Origin of the sequence: Vitreoscilla filiformis (genome assembly GCF_002222655.1) — a bacterium.
Taxonomy (GTDB): Bacteria; Pseudomonadota; Gammaproteobacteria; order Burkholderiales; family Burkholderiaceae_C; genus Ideonella; species Ideonella filiformis.
This window is the reverse complement of the sequence record NZ_CP022423.1, coordinates 938,178-955,046: the sequence shown is the minus strand read 5'-3', so window position 1 is coordinate 955,046 and position 16,869 is coordinate 938,178. Positions and strand designations below refer to the sequence as shown.

18 protein-coding genes are annotated in these 16,869 nt (G+C 64.7%); 8 read left to right on the top strand and 10 right to left on the bottom strand.

Annotated features, from left to right (window positions below):
• The first annotated feature begins 207 nt into the window (after positions 1–207).
• From VITFI_RS04440 to VITFI_RS04430, 3 genes are read left to right on the top strand one after another with little or no spacing between them, the layout of a single operon-like run.
• The gene (locus VITFI_RS04440; RefSeq protein WP_089415962.1) at positions 208–1,626 is read left to right on the top strand and encodes a phosphatase domain-containing putative toxin; all 1,419 of its coding nucleotides are present in this window, start codon (positions 208–210) and stop codon (positions 1,624–1,626) included.
• Between the two features lie 51 nt (positions 1,627–1,677).
• Positions 1,678–2,085, top strand: coding sequence for a hypothetical protein (locus tag VITFI_RS04435; RefSeq protein WP_089415961.1), 408 nt, complete (start codon positions 1,678–1,680; stop codon positions 2,083–2,085).
• A 10-nt stretch (positions 2,086–2,095) separates the two neighbouring features.
• The gene (locus tag VITFI_RS04430) at positions 2,096–3,118 is read left to right on the top strand and encodes a patatin-like phospholipase family protein (protein WP_089415960.1); all 1,023 of its coding nucleotides are present in this window, start codon (positions 2,096–2,098) and stop codon (positions 3,116–3,118) included.
• A gap of 7 nt (positions 3,119–3,125) precedes the next feature.
• Here VITFI_RS04430 and VITFI_RS04425 read toward each other — a convergent pair whose 3' ends face one another.
• Positions 3,126–3,521 carry a TraR/DksA family transcriptional regulator gene (locus VITFI_RS04425; RefSeq protein ID WP_157725563.1) on the bottom strand — a complete coding sequence of 132 codons (396 nt, stop codon included), beginning with the start codon at positions 3,519–3,521 and terminating at the stop codon, positions 3,126–3,128.
• 171 nt (positions 3,522–3,692) lie between these two features.
• Here VITFI_RS04425 and VITFI_RS04420 point away from each other — a divergent pair, with 171 nt between their 5' ends.
• Positions 3,693–4,445, top strand: coding sequence for a class II glutamine amidotransferase (locus VITFI_RS04420; protein WP_089415958.1), 753 nt, complete (start codon positions 3,693–3,695; stop codon positions 4,443–4,445).
• On the opposite strand, the gene VITFI_RS04415 is transcribed toward VITFI_RS04420, so the two are convergent.
• On the bottom strand, positions 4,379–4,729 hold the full coding sequence (locus tag VITFI_RS04415) for a 2Fe-2S iron-sulfur cluster-binding protein (RefSeq protein ID WP_089417964.1): 351 nt from the start codon (positions 4,727–4,729) through the stop codon (positions 4,379–4,381). The two genes, VITFI_RS04420 and VITFI_RS04415, sit on opposite strands and share 67 nt — an antisense overlap.
• Positions 4,730–4,783: 54 nt before the next feature.
• Between VITFI_RS04415 and VITFI_RS04410 the strand changes: the two genes are divergently transcribed.
• On the top strand, positions 4,784–6,397 hold the full coding sequence (locus VITFI_RS04410; protein WP_198301615.1) for an MBL fold metallo-hydrolase: 1,614 nt from the start codon (positions 4,784–4,786) through the stop codon (positions 6,395–6,397).
• Positions 6,398–6,449: 52 nt separating this feature from the next.
• Positions 6,450–7,280 carry a hypothetical protein gene (locus VITFI_RS04405; protein ID WP_089415957.1) on the top strand — a complete coding sequence of 277 codons (831 nt, stop codon included), beginning with the start codon at positions 6,450–6,452 and terminating at the stop codon, positions 7,278–7,280.
• On the opposite strand, the gene VITFI_RS04400 is transcribed toward VITFI_RS04405, so the two are convergent.
• Genes VITFI_RS04400 through VITFI_RS04370 form a run of 7 tightly spaced genes read right to left on the bottom strand, consistent with a single transcriptional unit; the run spans position 7,235 to position 13,444 of the window.
• Positions 7,235–8,734, bottom strand: a complete 1,500-nt coding sequence (locus VITFI_RS04400; RefSeq protein ID WP_089415956.1) for a radical SAM protein — start codon at positions 8,732–8,734, stop codon at positions 7,235–7,237. The two genes, VITFI_RS04405 and VITFI_RS04400, sit on opposite strands and share 46 nt — an antisense overlap.
• Positions 8,731–9,486, bottom strand: a complete 756-nt coding sequence (locus VITFI_RS04395) for a prolipoprotein diacylglyceryl transferase family protein (RefSeq protein ID WP_089415955.1) — start codon at positions 9,484–9,486, stop codon at positions 8,731–8,733. Before VITFI_RS04395 ends, VITFI_RS04400 begins: the two co-directional genes overlap by 4 nt.
• A complete protein-coding gene (locus tag VITFI_RS04390) occupies positions 9,476–9,823 on the bottom strand; it encodes a hypothetical protein (RefSeq protein WP_089415954.1) in 348 nt (115 codons plus the stop codon). Before VITFI_RS04390 ends, VITFI_RS04395 begins: the two co-directional genes overlap by 11 nt.
• Positions 9,820–11,721, bottom strand: a complete 1,902-nt coding sequence (locus VITFI_RS04385; protein WP_089415953.1) for an MFS transporter — start codon at positions 11,719–11,721, stop codon at positions 9,820–9,822. Before VITFI_RS04385 ends, VITFI_RS04390 begins: the two co-directional genes overlap by 4 nt.
• Positions 11,722–11,778: 57 nt before the next feature.
• The gene (locus tag VITFI_RS04380) at positions 11,779–12,576 is read right to left on the bottom strand and encodes a DUF2145 domain-containing protein (RefSeq protein ID WP_089415952.1); all 798 of its coding nucleotides are present in this window, start codon (positions 12,574–12,576) and stop codon (positions 11,779–11,781) included.
• Entirely contained in the window at positions 12,573–12,992 is a 420-nt protein-coding gene (locus VITFI_RS04375; RefSeq protein ID WP_157725562.1) for a hypothetical protein, read from the bottom strand. The genes VITFI_RS04380 and VITFI_RS04375 overlap by 4 nt, the downstream gene beginning before the upstream one ends.
• On the bottom strand, positions 12,989–13,444 hold the full coding sequence (locus VITFI_RS04370; protein ID WP_198301614.1) for a YiaA/YiaB family inner membrane protein: 456 nt from the start codon (positions 13,442–13,444) through the stop codon (positions 12,989–12,991). Before VITFI_RS04370 ends, VITFI_RS04375 begins: the two co-directional genes overlap by 4 nt.
• 145 nt (positions 13,445–13,589) lie before the next feature.
• On the opposite strand from VITFI_RS04370, the gene VITFI_RS18155 reads away from it, so the two are divergent.
• Together VITFI_RS18155 and VITFI_RS04365 are read left to right on the top strand one after the other, a co-directional pair.
• The gene (locus VITFI_RS18155; protein WP_198301613.1) at positions 13,590–13,826 is read left to right on the top strand and encodes a helix-turn-helix domain-containing protein; all 237 of its coding nucleotides are present in this window, start codon (positions 13,590–13,592) and stop codon (positions 13,824–13,826) included.
• Positions 13,793–14,344, top strand: a complete 552-nt coding sequence (locus tag VITFI_RS04365; protein ID WP_198301612.1) for a hypothetical protein — start codon at positions 13,793–13,795, stop codon at positions 14,342–14,344. The genes VITFI_RS18155 and VITFI_RS04365 overlap by 34 nt, the downstream gene beginning before the upstream one ends.
• Positions 14,345–14,361: 17 nt before the next feature.
• On the opposite strand, the gene VITFI_RS04360 is transcribed toward VITFI_RS04365, so the two are convergent.
• Positions 14,362–16,569 carry a protein kinase domain-containing protein gene (locus tag VITFI_RS04360; RefSeq protein WP_198301611.1) on the bottom strand — a complete coding sequence of 736 codons (2,208 nt, stop codon included), beginning with the start codon at positions 16,567–16,569 and terminating at the stop codon, positions 14,362–14,364.
• Positions 16,570–16,869 lie beyond the last annotated feature (300 nt).

The window sequence follows — 16,869 nt, the reverse complement described above, 5'->3', positions numbered from 1 at the left end:
GAAAGTTAGGTGGGTGAACAATCGGGGTGTCAGTAAATCCGCAGACACCCTCAGGCACAATCGTAAAGCCTGAGCCAGATCAAAAAACTTTCACAAATAGAGCGAAGTCGAGCGCCCGATGCGCCGATGCGAGCTGGCAAACAGGTGTCAACTTGATGCCATGACCGGCGCGCCTCTGTTTGGACGGTTTTTCTGGAGGAAACTTCCTTGGTTCAGCATGTTCTCCATGCCGAAGGTTTCGGTGTGGCCTTTGGCGAGCGAGTCATCCTCGCCGAGCTGTCTTTTGACGTTCCTGCGACGGGTATCACCCTCCTGATGGGGCCTTCGGGCACGGGTAAATCCACCTTGGTACGTGCGCTGGCGGGGTTGAGCCAAGCCAACCGCCGTTACCGTGAATGGGGCCATGTCACGCTGGCCGACCAAGCCTTGCGGGAGGGCCACCGCCCTGCCCTGGTGGTGCAAAACCCCCGTGCCCTCAGCGCACGGGTGGGGGACTTTCTGGCAGATCGATGCCGCCAAGCCAGCAGCCCACTCAGCCCAGACAAGCTGCGCGAGCAAGTTCAAGCGTTGTTGGATGCGTACGGCTGCGCCGACTTGGTGCCTTTCCTGCAAGACCCAACGATTCGCCTGCCTGTTGGTTTGCAGCGCTGCGTTGCGATCTTGGGCGAGCTGGCAACACGGCCCACGCTGCTCATGCTTGATGAGCCGACTTCGACGTTGTCTGATGCGGACTGCCGACGGGTCAGCACCCTGTTGAGCCATATCGCCCCGCATGTGCCCGTGCTGATGGTCACGCACAACCAACGCCAAGCCCGTGAGTTGGGGCAATGCATCATCCTGATCGCAGGTGGGCGGGTGCAAGCCGCGCAGTCCGCTGCCACGTTTTTCACCGCCCCGGCCAACGACGTGGCCGCGCAGTTTGTGCGCACCGGCAGTTGCTGCGTGGCAGCGCCAGACGCGCCCATTGAGGCGCTGTCCGAAGGCTTTGCACCACCACCACTCCCCCCAGAAGCGCGGACGCTTGTGCCGGATTCTGGCGTGCTCCCATCGGCTCCGCCGCCCCTGGATGAAGCGTCGCCCGCCATGGAGGCATCGCCCCAAGACGACGACCTGCCACACACCCAACAGCAAGCCGACCCCTACGCACAACCAGAGTACCGAGGTCCACGGGGGTTTCGTTGGATTCTGCAAGGTCGCTTGGGCACCGCCCCCCTGCCTGGTGCGGTGCTCGGCATCGATTTGGATTTGGTCGCGCTCAAAACCGTGGGCGTGACGATGCTGATCACGTTGACCCGAGGCGATTTACCCCAAACCAAACTCGCTGAACACGGCCTGCGCAACTTGCACTTGCCCATCTACGACCGCGAAGCCCCGTCGGTGCATCAGTTGCGCATGCTGGCCATCCGCATGACACGCTTGCTGGAGCAAGGGGAAGTGCTGTGTGTCCACTGCCGCGCCGGATTGGGACGAACCGGCACCGTGGTGGCTGGCTGGCTCATTCACCAAGGCATGGCAGCCGATGCCGCCTTGCAACGCCTGCGAGACATCGATAAGGAATATGTTCAATCCATTCCGCAGGAAGCGTTTTTGCATGAATTGGAAACATCATTCCGGCGCCGTGTTTGAAGCATTGATTTTCATTTCCTCCCCACCCACTCAAAGTCCTCAAGGTACCCCATGCCCCTGGATCAACAACTTGCCAAAGCCGTCGCCAGCGTGCCCGAATGTCTCGCCGGCGGTTATGTGGATTTGACGACTGGCATGCTGCTGTCGCTCAAAACCGTCGATTCGCATCCACGCGATGTGATCGACTTGGTGGCCGCCGCCACCGCCGACTTGTTTCAAGGCCAAAACGTTTCGATGATCGAAACGCTGTTCAAGCGCGCACGTGGTTTGCCGGAAGACAACGGCCACCACTACTTCCAAGAAATCATCATCAACAGTGACAACCTGGTTCACCTGTTCTTGCGCGGCAAACGCTACCCCGACTACGTGCTGGTGCTGGTGTGCCGCAAATCGGCCAACCTGGGCATGGCGCTGACCAAGGCGCGTTTGTCGATGCCTCAGATCGAAGCGGTGGTCTGAGTTTCACCGCATGGCCGTTCCCACCCTGAATCTGGCCCTGCAAGGTGGTGGTGCTCATGGCGCCTTCACCTGGGGCGTGTTGGATGCGCTGCTGGCCAGTGGCCGGTGCCATCCTGGGGCGGTGAGCGGCACCAGCGCTGGCGCCATGAATGCCCTGGCGTTGGCGCATGGCTGGATGGAAGGTGGCCCCGAGGGCGCCCGCGAAGCCCTGACGCGTCTTTGGCACGCCGTGGCCGCTGGCGTACCCGACGGCACGCTGGTGCTGGCCGGCTCAGACGCCCTGGCGCCGCGCCTCACGCCGCTGGCGCAATGGATGCTGCATTGGACGCACTACCTCGCGCCCGAACACGCCAACCCGCTGGATCTGCACCCGTTGCGCGATCTCCTGCACCAGCAGTTTGATTTCGAACGGCTGCGGCGCGAATGTCCGCTGCCGCTGTACATCGCGGCCACCCAAGCCAACACGGGCCGGCTGCGCCTGTTCCGCGAGCACGAGTTAACGCCGGACATGGTGCTGGCCTCCGCTTGCCTACCCACGCTGTTCCGCCCCACGTGGATCGACGGGGAACCGTACTGGGATGGCGGCTACAGCGCCAATCCTCCTGTGTTGCCCCTGCTGCTGGATGAGCACGCGCGCGACACCTTGCTGGTGCTGCTCATGCCCCGGCGTTACCCGAGCACCCCGCGCAGTGCTGCCGACATCCACGCCCGCACGCTGGATTTGGCATTCAACGCGCCCCTGTTGACCGAGCTGCGCCAACTCGGGCACTGGCAGGCCCAAGCGCGGCGCGGTTGGTGGCCGGCGCTGCGTCGCTCGGAGCGGCTGCTGCGCGCCGGGCGATTCCACCTGCTGGACGGCGGCGAGGCCCTGGCGCATCAAGCGCCGCACAGCCGCTTGGCGGTGCAACGTCAATACTTCGAAGCCCTGCGCGACTTGGGCCGGGCCGAAACCCAACGCTGGCTCGACGGCCCCGGCCAGCACGTCGGCCACACGGAAACCGCCGATCTGAACGCCCTGTTCGGTGGGGCATGAGGTTGCGTCAGAGCTTGTGATGCACGGTGCGGCCTTCGCGGGCCGATTCGCACGCCACACAGCGCAGCGCCCAGGGTTCGAGCTGCAAACGCCCCCACGCGATGGGTTCTTCACAGTCTTCGCACAGGCCGAAGGCGGGGTCGTCAATGCGGGCCAAGGCTTGGCTGATGACGCCCAAGGTCATTTGCTCACGATCGGCCCGTTCGAGGGCGATTTCGCGATCCGCATCGTGCTGGGGCCGAGCGCCTTCTTCTTGGTTGAGCAGCTCGGCGGCGTACTCGACACGGGTCTGCCCGGCTTGGTGCTCATGAACCTGACGGTCAAGGGCCTGCAACTGGGCGCGCAGTTGCGCGGCGAGCCACGTGCGTTGCTCGGTGCTGAGGGGAGTGGGAGCGGTGGTCATGAGGTGGTTTTCTCCTTGTTGCCCCATGGTCGCGCCAAGGGCGGGCCCGTGGCTTGAGCAACCTCAAGACAGACCGCCCCTCAGCGCTTTCACCCGCTGACGTGGCTTCCTAGAATCACAGCCCCACCGGTGCGCCGCGCTGGTGCCCTCCCTCCTCTTTGCGAGTTCGACATGTGCCAACTGCTGGGCATGAATGCCAACACCCCCACCGATGTCATGTTCAGCTTCACCGGCTTGGCCACGCGCGCCGATGAGCACAAGGACGGCTTCGGCATCGGTTTTTTTGAAGACAAGGGCGTGCGGCTCTTTGTCGATTGGCGCAGCGCCCGCCAGTCGCCCGTGGCGGAGTTGGTCAAGACGTGGCCGATCCGCAGCCACCACGTCATCGCCCACATCCGCAAGGCCACGCAAGGCCGGGTGGCTTTGGAAAACACCCATCCGTTCGTGCGTGAGCTGTGGGGGCGGTATTGGGTGTTTGCGCACAACGGCAACTTGGTGGACTTTCACCCGCGTTTGCACGGCGCTTTCCGCCCCGTCGGCGACACGGACAGCGAACGGGCGTTTTGCTGGCTGATGCAAGAGCTGGCCAAATCCCACGCCTGTGTGCCACCAGTGGACGAACTCACCCGCACGCTGGCCGAACTGATGCCCCAGTTGCACCGCCACGGCACCTTCAACATGCTGCTGTCCAACGGGCAAGCGCTGTGGGCCCACAACTCCACCAAACTGCACTGGCTGGTGCGGCAACACCCGTTCGGCGAAGCGCGGCTGCGCGATGACGAGGTGAGCGTGAATTTCTCAGAACACACCACGCCAGCGGATCGGGTGGCCATCATCGCCACCGAGCCGCTGACCGATCACGAACCCTGGACGGCGTTTGCCCCGGGCGAACTGCGGGTGTTCGTCGATGGGATGCCGCGCTGAGCCTCGGGTTGGTGGATCACCACTTCGCCTGGCCCGTCGGCGTCGCTGACGCACGGCAAGATCCAGCCGGCCTCGCGTTCCTCGGCACTCAGCCCCGGCCAAGCGATGCGATGGTGCGTCGCGCCCGCCGTGCGCTGGCACAAACAAGCCCGGCACGTCCCGTTGCGGCATGAGCGCGGCAAGCGCACGCCGTGGTGCTGGGCGGCTTCGAGCAAGGTCATCCCCGCAGGCCAGGGCAGGCGCCAGCCTGCGGGCTCGATGCGCAACCAAGTCTGAACGTCCATGGGCACGATCATGCCAGGCGACACCGGGCTGTGTATCGTGCAGCCCTTTGGTGGATGAAACGTGACGATGCCATGATGCTGGAACCGTTGAGTGCTGATGAACTGGCCCAAGCGGCCGAAGGCGCCCGCCGGGCGGCGAGTGTGATCCTGCTGAGAGACGGCGCCCAGGGCTTGGAAGTGCTGTTGTTGCGCCGCGCCGAGCGCGAGGGCGATCAGCGCAGCGGGATTTGGGTCTTCCCCGGCGGGGTGCTGGAGGACGGCGATGCCCCGGATGTGCCCTCTCCTGCTGATGCTGCGCTGAGTGCCCGCATGGGGTTGCCCGCTGGGGCGTGGGCTTACGTCAATGCGGCGGTGCGGGAGTGTGCCGAGGAAGTGGCCGTGTCTCTGGACGCTTCCGCGCTGCACTACTTTGCCCATTGGCTCACCCCTCACGGCATCCCGAAGCGGTTTGACACGCGCTTCTTCCTCGCCCGCATGCCCGCCGACCAAGTGCCCCGGGCCGATTTGGGCGAAGTCACCGAATGGGCTTGGCTGAGTCCGACGCAAGCCTTGGCGCCGGAAACCCAACTCAAGCTGCTCCCTGTGACGCGGCGTTTGCTGCGCACCCTGGCCGGTTGGGCTTGTGTGGCCGACGGCCTGCGCTGGGCGGAGGCGCAACCCGCGCCGGTGTGCCACATGCCACGTTTGGGCCGCGATGCACGCGGGGTGCGCCCTGTCTTGCCGGAGGAACCCGCTTGGGCAGAAATTGGCCGGCTCGACCCCACCGGCCAGGGCCATGTTCACGCCGACTTGCAACCGCTGCGCATCGTCCGCTTGGCGCCCTGCCTGCGGCGCGTCACCTGCGCCAACGGCTCGGTGATGACGGGGCCAGGCACCAACACCTATGTGCTGGGCGGCCCTGGCCAACCAGCGGTCGTGATCGACCCCGGCCCGGATGACGCTCACACCGCCGCGCACCTGGACGCGGTGCTGGCCGCCGTGGACTCACTCGGCGCCACCGGCGTGGGGCACATCTTGGTGACGCACACGCACCGGGATCATTCTCCCGCCGCGCAAGCCTTGAAGGCCCGCACGGGGGCACGCTGTGTGGGGCGCGCCGCCGGGCACCCGCAGGGGCAGGACATGGCGTTTCAACCGGATGTGGCGGTGCAAGACGGGGATCGCTTCACGCCCGCCCCGGGTTGCACGTTGCGCGCCCTGCACACCCCCGGCCACGCCAGCAACCATGTGTGCTGGCTGTGGGAGGAGGACGGGTTGCTGTTCACCGGCGACCACATCATGCAAAGCTCGACGGTCATCATCAACCCGCCCGACGGGGACATGGGGCAGTACTTCACCTCGCTGGAACGGCTGCTGGACGAGCCTTTGACCGGCTTGGCGCCCGGGCATGGTTTTCTCATGGCCCACCCGCACAGCGAGGTGCGTCGCATCCTGGCACACCGCCTGCAACGCGAAGCCCGCGTGTTGGCGGCCATCACCGCCCACGGGCGGGCCACGGTGGAAGCTTTGGTGCCCGATGTGTACGGTGACGTGCCGCCCGCACGCCATGGGTTGGCGGCGCGCTCCTTAACCGCGCATTTGCTCAAACTGGCCGCACAAGGGCAGGCGTACTTCGACGGCGACACCTGGTGCCGTTCCGCCGATGTTCAGGTGCGCCTTGCAAAATAGCGCGCACAACCCCTGCCCACCCTGTCCCGTCGCTTTCCGAGGAGAACTTTGCATGCACAGCCTTTGCCGCCGTACCGCCCTGCACCATTTGGTGGGCGCAGGTGTCCTTTTGTCCGGCGTGCCCCTGGCCCAGGCGCAAACAGCAGGACGTCGTCCGCCCGCCGATCCTCGCGTGCTGGTGGCACGCGCCACCCGTTTGTCGGTGCTGACCGATCGCATCACACGCGGGCACGTTCAACTGACGTTGAACATCCAAACCCAGCGCGCCGAACGCACCCTGACCGACTCCGTGGCCGAGGTTCGGCGCTTGTTGACCGAGCTGGGCGATGGCTTGGTCGGCCATCCTGCACTGCCGCAGTACCAAACCCTGGCCAAGCAGTACAACGACTTTTTGACGTTGACGCGCTTGGACATGAAAAACCCCCTCAACTTGCTGACCCTGTCCCAGCGTGCCGATGCGCTCGGACAAACCGCCGATGCGTTGGTGGTGCGCTTGGTCAACGAGTCGGAGTTGCCTCAGGCGCAGATTTTGGCCGTCACCGCCGATTTGCAGCGCTTGACCCAGCACATGGCCGTCCACTTCCTGCTGGTGCGCACCGGACAGGACGAGAAAACACAACAGCAATTGCTGCTCGCCGGTCGTCAAGCGTTTGCGCGTCAATTGGCTGAACTGCAAGCTTTCCCGCTCAAGACACCGCAGATCACCCAAGACTTGGCCCTGCTCAACAACCAGTGGACCCTGATGAACCAGGCCCTCGACCTGCAATCACGCGACAGCAGCGCCATGGAAAAAGTCTGCACCACCAGCGAATTGACGCTCGAAGTGCTCTCCCAGCTCTACCCCGCTTTTGAAGGCGTGCTCAAGTCGGCCATGCCGTTTTGATCGCGGGGCTGCCGCTGGGCGTGGAATCCGTCCAACTCACGGCGCAGGGCGGCCAGTTGCGCACGTTGTGCGGGTTCCCGTTCAAACAGGTTGTAACTTTCGAACGGGATCATGCGTCCGTCTGGCTGGGCCATGTGGATGCAGCTTTTCTTGAGTGCCCGGATGTCCAGCCCGCGTGCGTCCATGAACTGGACGATGAGCACGCGGAACACGCTGCGATAGTCCAGCGCCGTGGGGGCCGCCACTGGGGGCAAGCAGCACATCAGCTCACTCAGGCAACTGGCCCGGGATTCGGGCGAGTGGTGGGTGGAAAACAACTTGAAAAGCTGGCCTTTGAGCTCGGGCTGGTGCTCAAAAACAATGGTGTTGGCCGCCCCACCCACCAGCGTGGCCGGATCGACAAAGCGCGTTAACGGCAGCAGGCCGTCCACACCTGCCGCCGCGCCGGGCAGGCGCAGTGCGTAGGCCATGGCCAGGGTGTCCGGGTTGCAGGGCACGGGCAGCACATCCTCCAGCGTGAACAGGCCGGATTGCTCGGCGATCCGGCGGCGAATCTCGCTCACGGTCAGGCGGTGCTGGGTGGCGTTGTAGCCCTCGGTGCGCCCCGCGTCTTGCACCGGTTGCAGCGTCACCCCGCGCACGCAGGGGATGTCGGCAGCGTGACGAATCACCTCGCCGATCTCGTCATCGTTCACACCGCGTTTCACGGTCATCACCAGCGTGGTGGACAAACCCACCGCGTTCAGGCGCGCCAATGCGTGCTCGCGAATGCGGCGCAGGTCGGCGCCGCGCAAGTCCAGCAGCGGGGCGCGGCGCAGCGAATCAAACTGCAAATACACCTCGAACCCCGGGGCGTACGCGGCCAACCGTTCAGCAAACCCCGGCTCCTGCGCGATGCGCACGCCGTTCGTGTTGAGCATGAGGTGGCGGATGGGCCGCGCTTTGGCCGCATCCAAAATGTCGAAGAACTGCGGATGCAGCGTCGGCTCGCCGCCGGAGATCTGCACCACATCGGGCGCGCCCTCGCTGGCCACCGCCGCATCCAGCATGGCCAGGACGTCGGCCAGCGGGCGGTGCGTCAAGCGCTCGGGGCCGCTGTTGGCGTAGCAAGTGGGGCAGCGCAAGTTGCAGTGGTCGGTGATTTCCACCACAGTCAGGCAACTGTGCTGCATGTGATCTGGGCACAAACCACAGTCGTAAGGACACCCATGGCGCATGGGCGTGGCAAACCGCTCGGGCATTTCCGGTGGCTTGACATACAGCTCGCGGCACTGGCGGTAGTAATCGGCATCGTCGGCCATGAGCACACGTTCGGTGCCGTGGACGGGGCACCACTTGTCCATGAACACCTGACCGTCCTTCAGCACGATCTTGGCCTCGACTTGGCGCAAGCAAGTGGTGCAGACGGAGGTCGTTGTGTCATAGAACAACCAGGGGCGGGTTTTGCGGCTCATGGCGACCCTCGTTCCATCTCATGACAACGGCGCCAAGCGCTCACCACGCACGGCAGGTACAGCCCCAGCGCCACCCCGCACACCCACTGAATGCCCGAAGCGCCCCCAGCGTAGGGCACCGCCACAGGCTTGAGCCCATCAATGAGCAGGCGCCACAGCAGGTAGGCGGCCAAAAACAGCTTGAAACGCAGCCCCGGCACCCGATCCCAGCGCGCTCGCTCATGCGCCAGCACGGCCCCCAGGGTCAGCACAAACAGGCTCTCATACAGCGGCGCCGGGTGACGTGGTACGCCATCCCCCGGGTCGATCGCCCAAGGCAAGGTGCTGGGCAGGCCCCAGGTGTCGTCATGGACACCGGCCAGCCAGCAGCCCACACGCCCCAAAGCAATGCCCCCGATCAGCGGCCACACCAGCGCATCGCCCTGGCTGCGGCGCTCACCGATGCACCATTTGGCCAGCTCCACCCCCAGCCATCCGCCCAACAAGCCGCCAACCAAGCTTTGCCCCATTGGAAAGGGCGTGGCGCCCGTGCGGTCGAACCACCAGTTCAGCAGCACATCCGGGCGTTCGATCCAGAACACCAGTTTGTTGCCGATGGCCGCTCCCAGCAGCATGCCAACGACGATGGCAAAGCGCCCCGGCACCAGCAAACCCGTGCGGGTGGTGTGTCGATACCACCAAGCGCCCCAGGCGATGCCCGCATACTCGAACGCACCATGCACCAACGCCGCCAGCGCGGGGTCACGCACCACGGGAGGATCCCCCCGGGCGCCGACGCCCCCGGCGCCAAACCCGGCGCATCAGTGACAAACACCACCACGTCAACGCCCCGCCAATGGTCAACGATGGCAGCGACAAGAACAAAAACGCCATGTTGCCGCTGCCGTCGAAAAGCCCCCCCACCGTGAACCAGCCACCACACAGGCTGCCGGCCCCAAAGCCACACACCGCGAAGGCCAACACCAGCAACAGCGTCCCCCGCCACACGGGGTTCATGGGTTCGGTGTGATCCAAATCGTCCAGCACATCGTCGTCCAGCGGCTGGCCGGGGTGATCGGGTGGGGCCCACGGGTTGCGGGGTGTGTTCATGCGGCGGACTCCAACAGTCGGGCCACTTGGCTGTGCAACCCCTCCAAACTCACCTCGGATGCCGCCAGGGCGGGCGCCACCGTCAGCGTGACGCGGTTCAACACCCCCCGGCGCAGTGGCCGCGACATGTGCCCTCGCCCGTCAATGCGCGAGAAGCTCGATCCCCACATGTGGCCCAGCGCCATCGGCACCACGGGCACCGGCTGGGCTTCCAGGATTTTCATCACCCCGCCTTTGAATGGCTGAAGCTGGCCGTCTGGCGTCAACCCGCCCTCGGGGAAGATGCCCAGCAACTCGCCTTCGGCCAGCACCGCCTGAGCCGTTTGCAACGCTCGCTCGTAGGCCTGCGGATCCTCGGCACGCGGCGCCACCGGGATGGCTTTGGCCAAGCGAAACACCGCCCCCAGCACGGGCACGGCAAAAATGCGGTGATCCATCAAGAAACGAATCGGTCGAGGGCTGGCGGCCATGAGCAGCACCGCGTCCATGTAGCTGACGTGGTTGCACACCAGCACCGCCGGGCCTTGCAGGGGAATGTGTTCATCCCCGCGCCGTTCGAAGCGGTACACGAAATGCGTCGCCACCCAGGCGATGAACCTCAGCAGGTACTCCGGCACCAGCCCAAAAATGTAGGCCGCCACCACGGCGTTGGCCAGCGCTGTCAGGCCAAAAACCTCGGGCACGCTCCAGCCCTGGGACAACAACAACCCCACCAGCACGCTGCTGGCGATCATGAACAGCGCGTTCAAAATGTTGTTGGCCGCGATGATGCGCGCCCGGTGGCTGGCGGGTGAACGCACCTGAATCAAGGCGTACATCGGCACGCTGTACAAGCCCGCCGACAGCGACAACCCAAACAAGTCCGCCAACACGCGCCAGTGGGCTGGCTGGGCGAGAAAGGTACGAACGTCCTGCTGGGCCACCGAGGGCAACCCGCGTGAGGCGAAATACAAGTCGGCCGCAAACACACTCATGCCGATGGCGCCCAGCGGCACCAAACCGATCTCCACATGCCGATGGCTCAACCGCTCACACAACAGCGAGCCCAACCCCACGCCCACCGAAAACACCACCAACAGCACCGAGGCCACACGCTCATCCCCGTGCAACACCTCTTTGGCAAACGACGGAAACTGCGCCAAAAACACCGCGCCAAAGAACCACATCCACGAAATACCCAACAACGAGCGAAACACCGCCAACTGCTCATGCGCCAGACGCAGGTTGTGCCAGGTTTCGCTCAGGGGGTTCCAGTTGATGCGCAAGTCCGGCTCACTCGACGGGGAGGCCGGCAAAAAGTGCGCCGCCACCCGACCCAGCACCGCCAACACCAAGCTGGCGATGGCCACGGCTTCGGTGCCGCGCAACCAGCCGTCGGACGGAAGGGCAATCAGCAAGCCACCCAGCACATTGCCCAGCAGGATGGCCACAAACGTGCCCATCTCCACCATGCCATTCCCGCCTGTCAGTTCGTGCTCGGCCAAGTGCTGTGGCAGGTAAGCGTACTTGGCGGGCCCGAACAGGGTGCTGTGCAAGCCCATCAACCCAATGCACAGCAGCAACACCCCGATCCATCCCTGGCTGAGTCCGAGCGCGCCCAGCGCCATGATGGCCAGCTCCAAGTCCTTGACCCGCCGCATCAAGGCCGATTTGTCGAACTTGTCCGACAACTGCCCCGACGTGGCCGACAGCAACACATACGGCAAGATGAACACCGCCCCGATCACCAAACCGGCCAGCGCGGGCGGCAACCAATCCACCTGGACGTGGTACGTCACCAGCACGGTGAAGGCAAATTTGAAAACGTTGTCGTTCATCGCGCCCAGCAACTGCGTCCAGAAAAAGGGCGCGAACCGGCGTTGACGCAACAGGGCGAACTGGTTGGCAGAAGTGCTCATCGGCGGAACCACAGGTGATGGGGTGGGGACATTCTCAGGCCCCAGCGGGCCCCGCGTTCACTCGACCACGCGGATCGGTTCGCCCAAGCCCGATTGGCGCAACCACTGGAACACCGACTCGGATGTGATGGTGCGAATGCGCCCGGCCATGCGCTCGCTCCAGGGTTGATCGTCAAACGCCACGTTGGCGCGGGTGAGGTTGGCCCCCAAGCGCGTGGCCGCTGGGATGTTCAGCAAACCCGGCTCATAGTTCATGGCCCGCAGCACGCTTTGCGCCCCTTGGCGGCTGTTCTGTCCACCGTGGTTGGCCGCCAGCACTTCCAACACCCACTGGTTGGACTGCTGGTAGCGCTGGCTCCAGGGGTAAGACAGCACGTTGTAGCGTGGCTGCGCCAGATCCAGCAGAACATCGGCGCGGGCCAACCAGGGCAAAAGCCGCTGTTGCAGCTCTGGCCGAAGCACCGAATAGGCAGCGGCATAACGCCACGGCTGATCCATGAAAAACTCCCCCAGTCCGTGGCGATAGAGCTTGGCCTCGGCCGTGCCGCACTGGTTGAGTTTGTGGACCACGCGCCACACCCCAATCTGCCCCACCCCGTTCGGGGGCGACACCCGGTAGGCCAGCCCCATGTGAGACCACTCCAAACCCCAGCGGCGCAAATCCTGTCCGGCCCGTGCGATGGCCACCACATCGGCCCCGGTGGCGTCGAGCGCCCGGGCGGTGGCTTCGGCCAAGGTCAGGCCCTGCATCAATTCCTGGGTGGTGAGGGGGCGTTGTTCGCAGTGTTGTCCCGCGTCCGCAGCCAGTGGCCAAACCACGGCCACGGCCAGCGCCCAAGCTGGCCAACGTTTCATCGCTTGATCTCCTCGCTGTGCAACAAGGAAGCGCCGATCTGATTCGGCACAAAAGCCACCGCTTCACCAGCCACCGACAGCACCAACCCCGCCGAAATCACCGTCCCCACGAGCACCGTGCCCACCCCGACCACCACGCCCTCAACCAGCCGCTGGGACACGCGCAGCGACACCTCCACGCCGCCAGACCCTTTGCGCAGCACCCAGACGACCCCATCCGCGACCAGTTGCACCGACACCACCGTCAGCACCGCCCCGGTGGACAGCAGCGCAGTGGCACCGCTGACCGTCACCGCCACGGGCAGCAAGGAGAGTGCGCTGCTGGTTTCAGACACTTGGGCAGCACGCACGCTGCCGGACAGCGTCAAACCAAGGCTCAGGCCCATGGCGGCCCAAAACACACGCTGTTTTTTCATGCCAAATCGCTCCCATCCAACTGGACGGTGCAGCGTGCGCCGGGGAGCACGGGCTGCGCGTCACGCAGGGTCTTGGCCAGCGTGAATGCGCTGGACACCAAGTACAGCCACGCCACCACCAAATAGGCTTTCCAAGTCGGATCGATGTCCATGCGCATCAGCCCCCAAGCGGTCAGTGCCAAGGCCAGACCGAAGCTCCCCCACGCCACGGCACCCCACAGAGGGGTGTCCTGGCCGACGCGTTCAGCCCGGTCGCGCACGGCCTTGGCCAACACCAAGGTGCTGCTCAAGCTGAACACGTAACCCATGACCATGAAAGCCCGATCCAAATCCTGTCCAGGCAACCATGCCAAGCCACCCGCACACAGCAGCAAGGCCATGCCAAACGAAATCCACACCTGGATGCGCCAGGCCCGGGTGTCACGCGGGGGAGACAGGGTTGTCGTGCTCATGATCCACCTCATGCATCAAGTTGTGATGACGCGATGGTGCGCCGTTCCCAGCCATGGCACCACGAAAAAATCAACTTGTGCCGCAAAAAGCGCCGTCAAGTCTCGTCTGGTGATACCTTCTCAGCGATCTTGGAGGAGGATTCGCATGTCGTCCACCCGCACGCTGGTCAGCCACATCAAACAAGAACTCAAAGCCGCTGGCATCACCTACGCCATGCTGGCCCGCGAGCTGGGTCTGGCCGAAAGCAGCGTCAAGCGCATGTTGGCGGGTGGGGACATGCCGCTGTCCCGCATCGACGCCATTTGCCGCGTGCTGCGCTGCGACTTCGCCGACCTGGCCCGGGGCGCGTGGCCGACGCCCAGCCGCTGGTGCAGGAACTGACGCTCGAACAAGAGCGCGCCCTCGTCCACGATCGCCGGCTGTTGCTGCTGGCCACGTGCTGCCTCAGCCTCTGGACGTTGGAGCAGATCGTCGGGTTTTACCGCCTCACGGAGGCCGAAGTGGTGCAAGGTCTGGTGCAACTGGATCGGCTGGGCATCATCGAACTGCGTCCACTCAACCGTTACCGCTTGCGCTTGGCCAAGACGTTCCGGTGGCGCCCCAATGGCCCGGCGATGCAGTATTTCCGCGACGAAGTGCTGATGGATTACTTCAGCGGCCACTTCGACGGCGACGCCGAAACCCTCACCCTGGTGCATGGCCAAATTGGCCGAGGCCAAGCCCAACTGCTGAACGAACGCCTGCTCAAACTGGCCGAGGACTTTGCCCAACAGCATCTGGCCGACCAACGTTTGCCCGCCGAGCAAAAACGGGCGTTCACCCTGGTGCTGGCGATGCGCTCTTGGCTGTTCGCTGCTTTTCGTGACCTCAAGCGCGACGGCAGCGGATCGGCGTTTTGACACCACCGCCCGACGCCTCACCCCGGCAGCCCACCACCTGATTTGCGCATGATGGCCGACAGTGACCACAACGGCCACAGGCGCCACCCTGCCGCCAGCGTCACCCCGGCCAAAACCAAGAGGGCGCCCGTGCCTCCGACCCAGTTCCATACCGTGAGCACGCCCAGCAGGGTGACGATGCCCATCCAGGGGCTGAACCACCCCTGATTGGCGGTGGCCCGTTCCAGCCAAGCGTGGCACGCCTCCCGCAACGGACGCAACGCCACCTCCTGACGCGCCAAACGCTGCCGCAAGCGTTGCAGCTCGTCATCGGCCCAGCCGAGACCGCGCACATGGATGGCTTGGTGGTCGTAGGTGCGCAGCATGTCGGCCAGGTATTCAACGCTGTCGTGATCGAAGAACAGCACATGTTGCGAGGCGGTGCGCACGTCCTGCCACACGGTTTGGAGATCCCGCTGAAGTTGCGCCACATCCCCGCGCCGCTGTTCAGACGCCTCTTCCAACTGCCGCGCTGCCAAGCTGGCCCAGCGCTGGGCCTCCGGCAACAGCGCATGCAGCACCAGCAAGCGGGGAGGACGGCATTGGCTGGCCTCCCCCATGTCGTGCAGCCACGGCACCTGAACGGACAGACGCTTTAACTCTGGCGCCAGGTGCTGACGCAAACGCTGCGTCCAGCCCTCATCGAAACTCAGGGCCAGCAGCCGGGCGTGCAGCAGTGCGGGCATCGGCCGGCGCACACTGCCAGCGACTTGCCCATACAACACATCGTCGTAAGAGGCGGGTTCGGAACGGGCGTGGTGATGGGCCAGCACCGCCTGTGCGGCTTGCCAATCGGCTTCGAAAGCGTCTAACGCCCGCTGCCAGCGCTGGTGCAAATCCGCCAGCTCGGCATGTCCCGCTTCGGCATACGCACGCACCACGCCTTGCTGGTGGATGTCCAACAGCCACTGGGCGCCGTCCGGATCACCTTTGAGGGTTTGGGCGGCCCACGTCAACACCGTGCCCAGCGACAGTGCCCGCCCCCGCCACACCGGCGGCAGTCCCGGAGCCAGGTGCAGCAACAGGTGCAGCAAACGGGCGTCGGTGCTCAGGTGGGTTTGTTCGTTCAGGGTGATGAGCACGCGCACGCTGTTGTAATCCGCCAGTTCTTGGCGCAGCCAGCGCATGAGCTGCCCACTGTCCAGATCGGCCACCGCCAGCGGCCAGTGGCTCGCCAATGACACCGCCAACTGATCCGCTGTGAAGCACTCATCGTCCCCCAATCGATAGGGTTGGCGCGCCCCCAGGGGGCCGCCCCGCTCCACCGGTTCGGTTTGGGTGGCATCCCCCGCCAGCCAGCGGGCCACATCGGCCTCGCCCCAGCGCAGTTGGGGATCACGCAACAGCAACCCTCTCAGCAGCATGCGCAGCCGCGCATCGCGCACACGGCCCAAGTCGATGGCCCGCGTACACAGCCGATGCAGCATCACCGCTTCGGACAACCCCGCCAGCGGATGCTCACCCAGCGCCGACTCCAGCACGATCATGCCCATGGCCCAGTAATCGGCTTTGGCGTCCAGCACCCCGGCCAAGGACTCAGGTGCCCCATAAGCCAAGGTGCGCGCCGAACTGGTGAAACGCAGCGTGGCGTCTTGCACAGAGGCGATGCCAAAGTCCGTCAACACCACGTCCAGCGGGTCGAGGGAGCGCAGCAGCAGGTTCTCGGGCTTAAGGTCACGGTGAATCAGGTGCTGCGCATGCACCGCACACAGCGCCGCCGCCAGGCTGGCGATCAGCGCCGACAGTTGGGGGGGCGACAGGGGCCCCTTCTTGTCCAGCAACTGCCGCAACGAGCCATCGGGGTGATACGGCATCAGCTCGTAGGCGAACCCGTCGGAAACGCCGCTGTCCAGCAGCCGCACGCGGTGCTGCTCGGGGATGCGGGCCACGCGAGCCTGAACATCGGCTTTCGGATGGATGCCATGCCGGTACAGTTTGAGCACGCAGGGTGGGCCGTCCCCTGCCAACGCTTGCACCAGCAGCAGCTCGGCCTCTGCGCCCCGTGCTGGCCACTGCTGCACGATGCGCCAACGCCCCCGCAGCGCACTCGGCAAAGACAGCACACCCTCCGCAGGCGCCGCCGCCCCTGACTGTGCCGGAGCGGCATGCAGTGGCCGGTTGCAGTACAGACACAGCACCGTCCCTGGTGGATTGGGCTGGGCGCAATCATCAAATGGACAACTCACGGACTCCGGCCCAATGGACGGAGTCCCGACCTCAACAGAGTGAGGCGCCACAGGTTCTAGATGAGAAGCCTCGGACGGACTCCAATCCACTCCAGCCAGCAAAGCACCACACGTGCAGCGCAGCTGTTCAAGGGGTGAATGGGCTCCACACCCGGGACACAACCGGAAGTAAGACATCGGACACATCCTCTGTCCTAATTAGGGATTGAGAATTGGGGACGAATTAACGATAGTTACAATGCGTTACACCGGTTACACAAATTCAGGTACCGGTTCCGCACCAAAGTGTGAATTCAACAA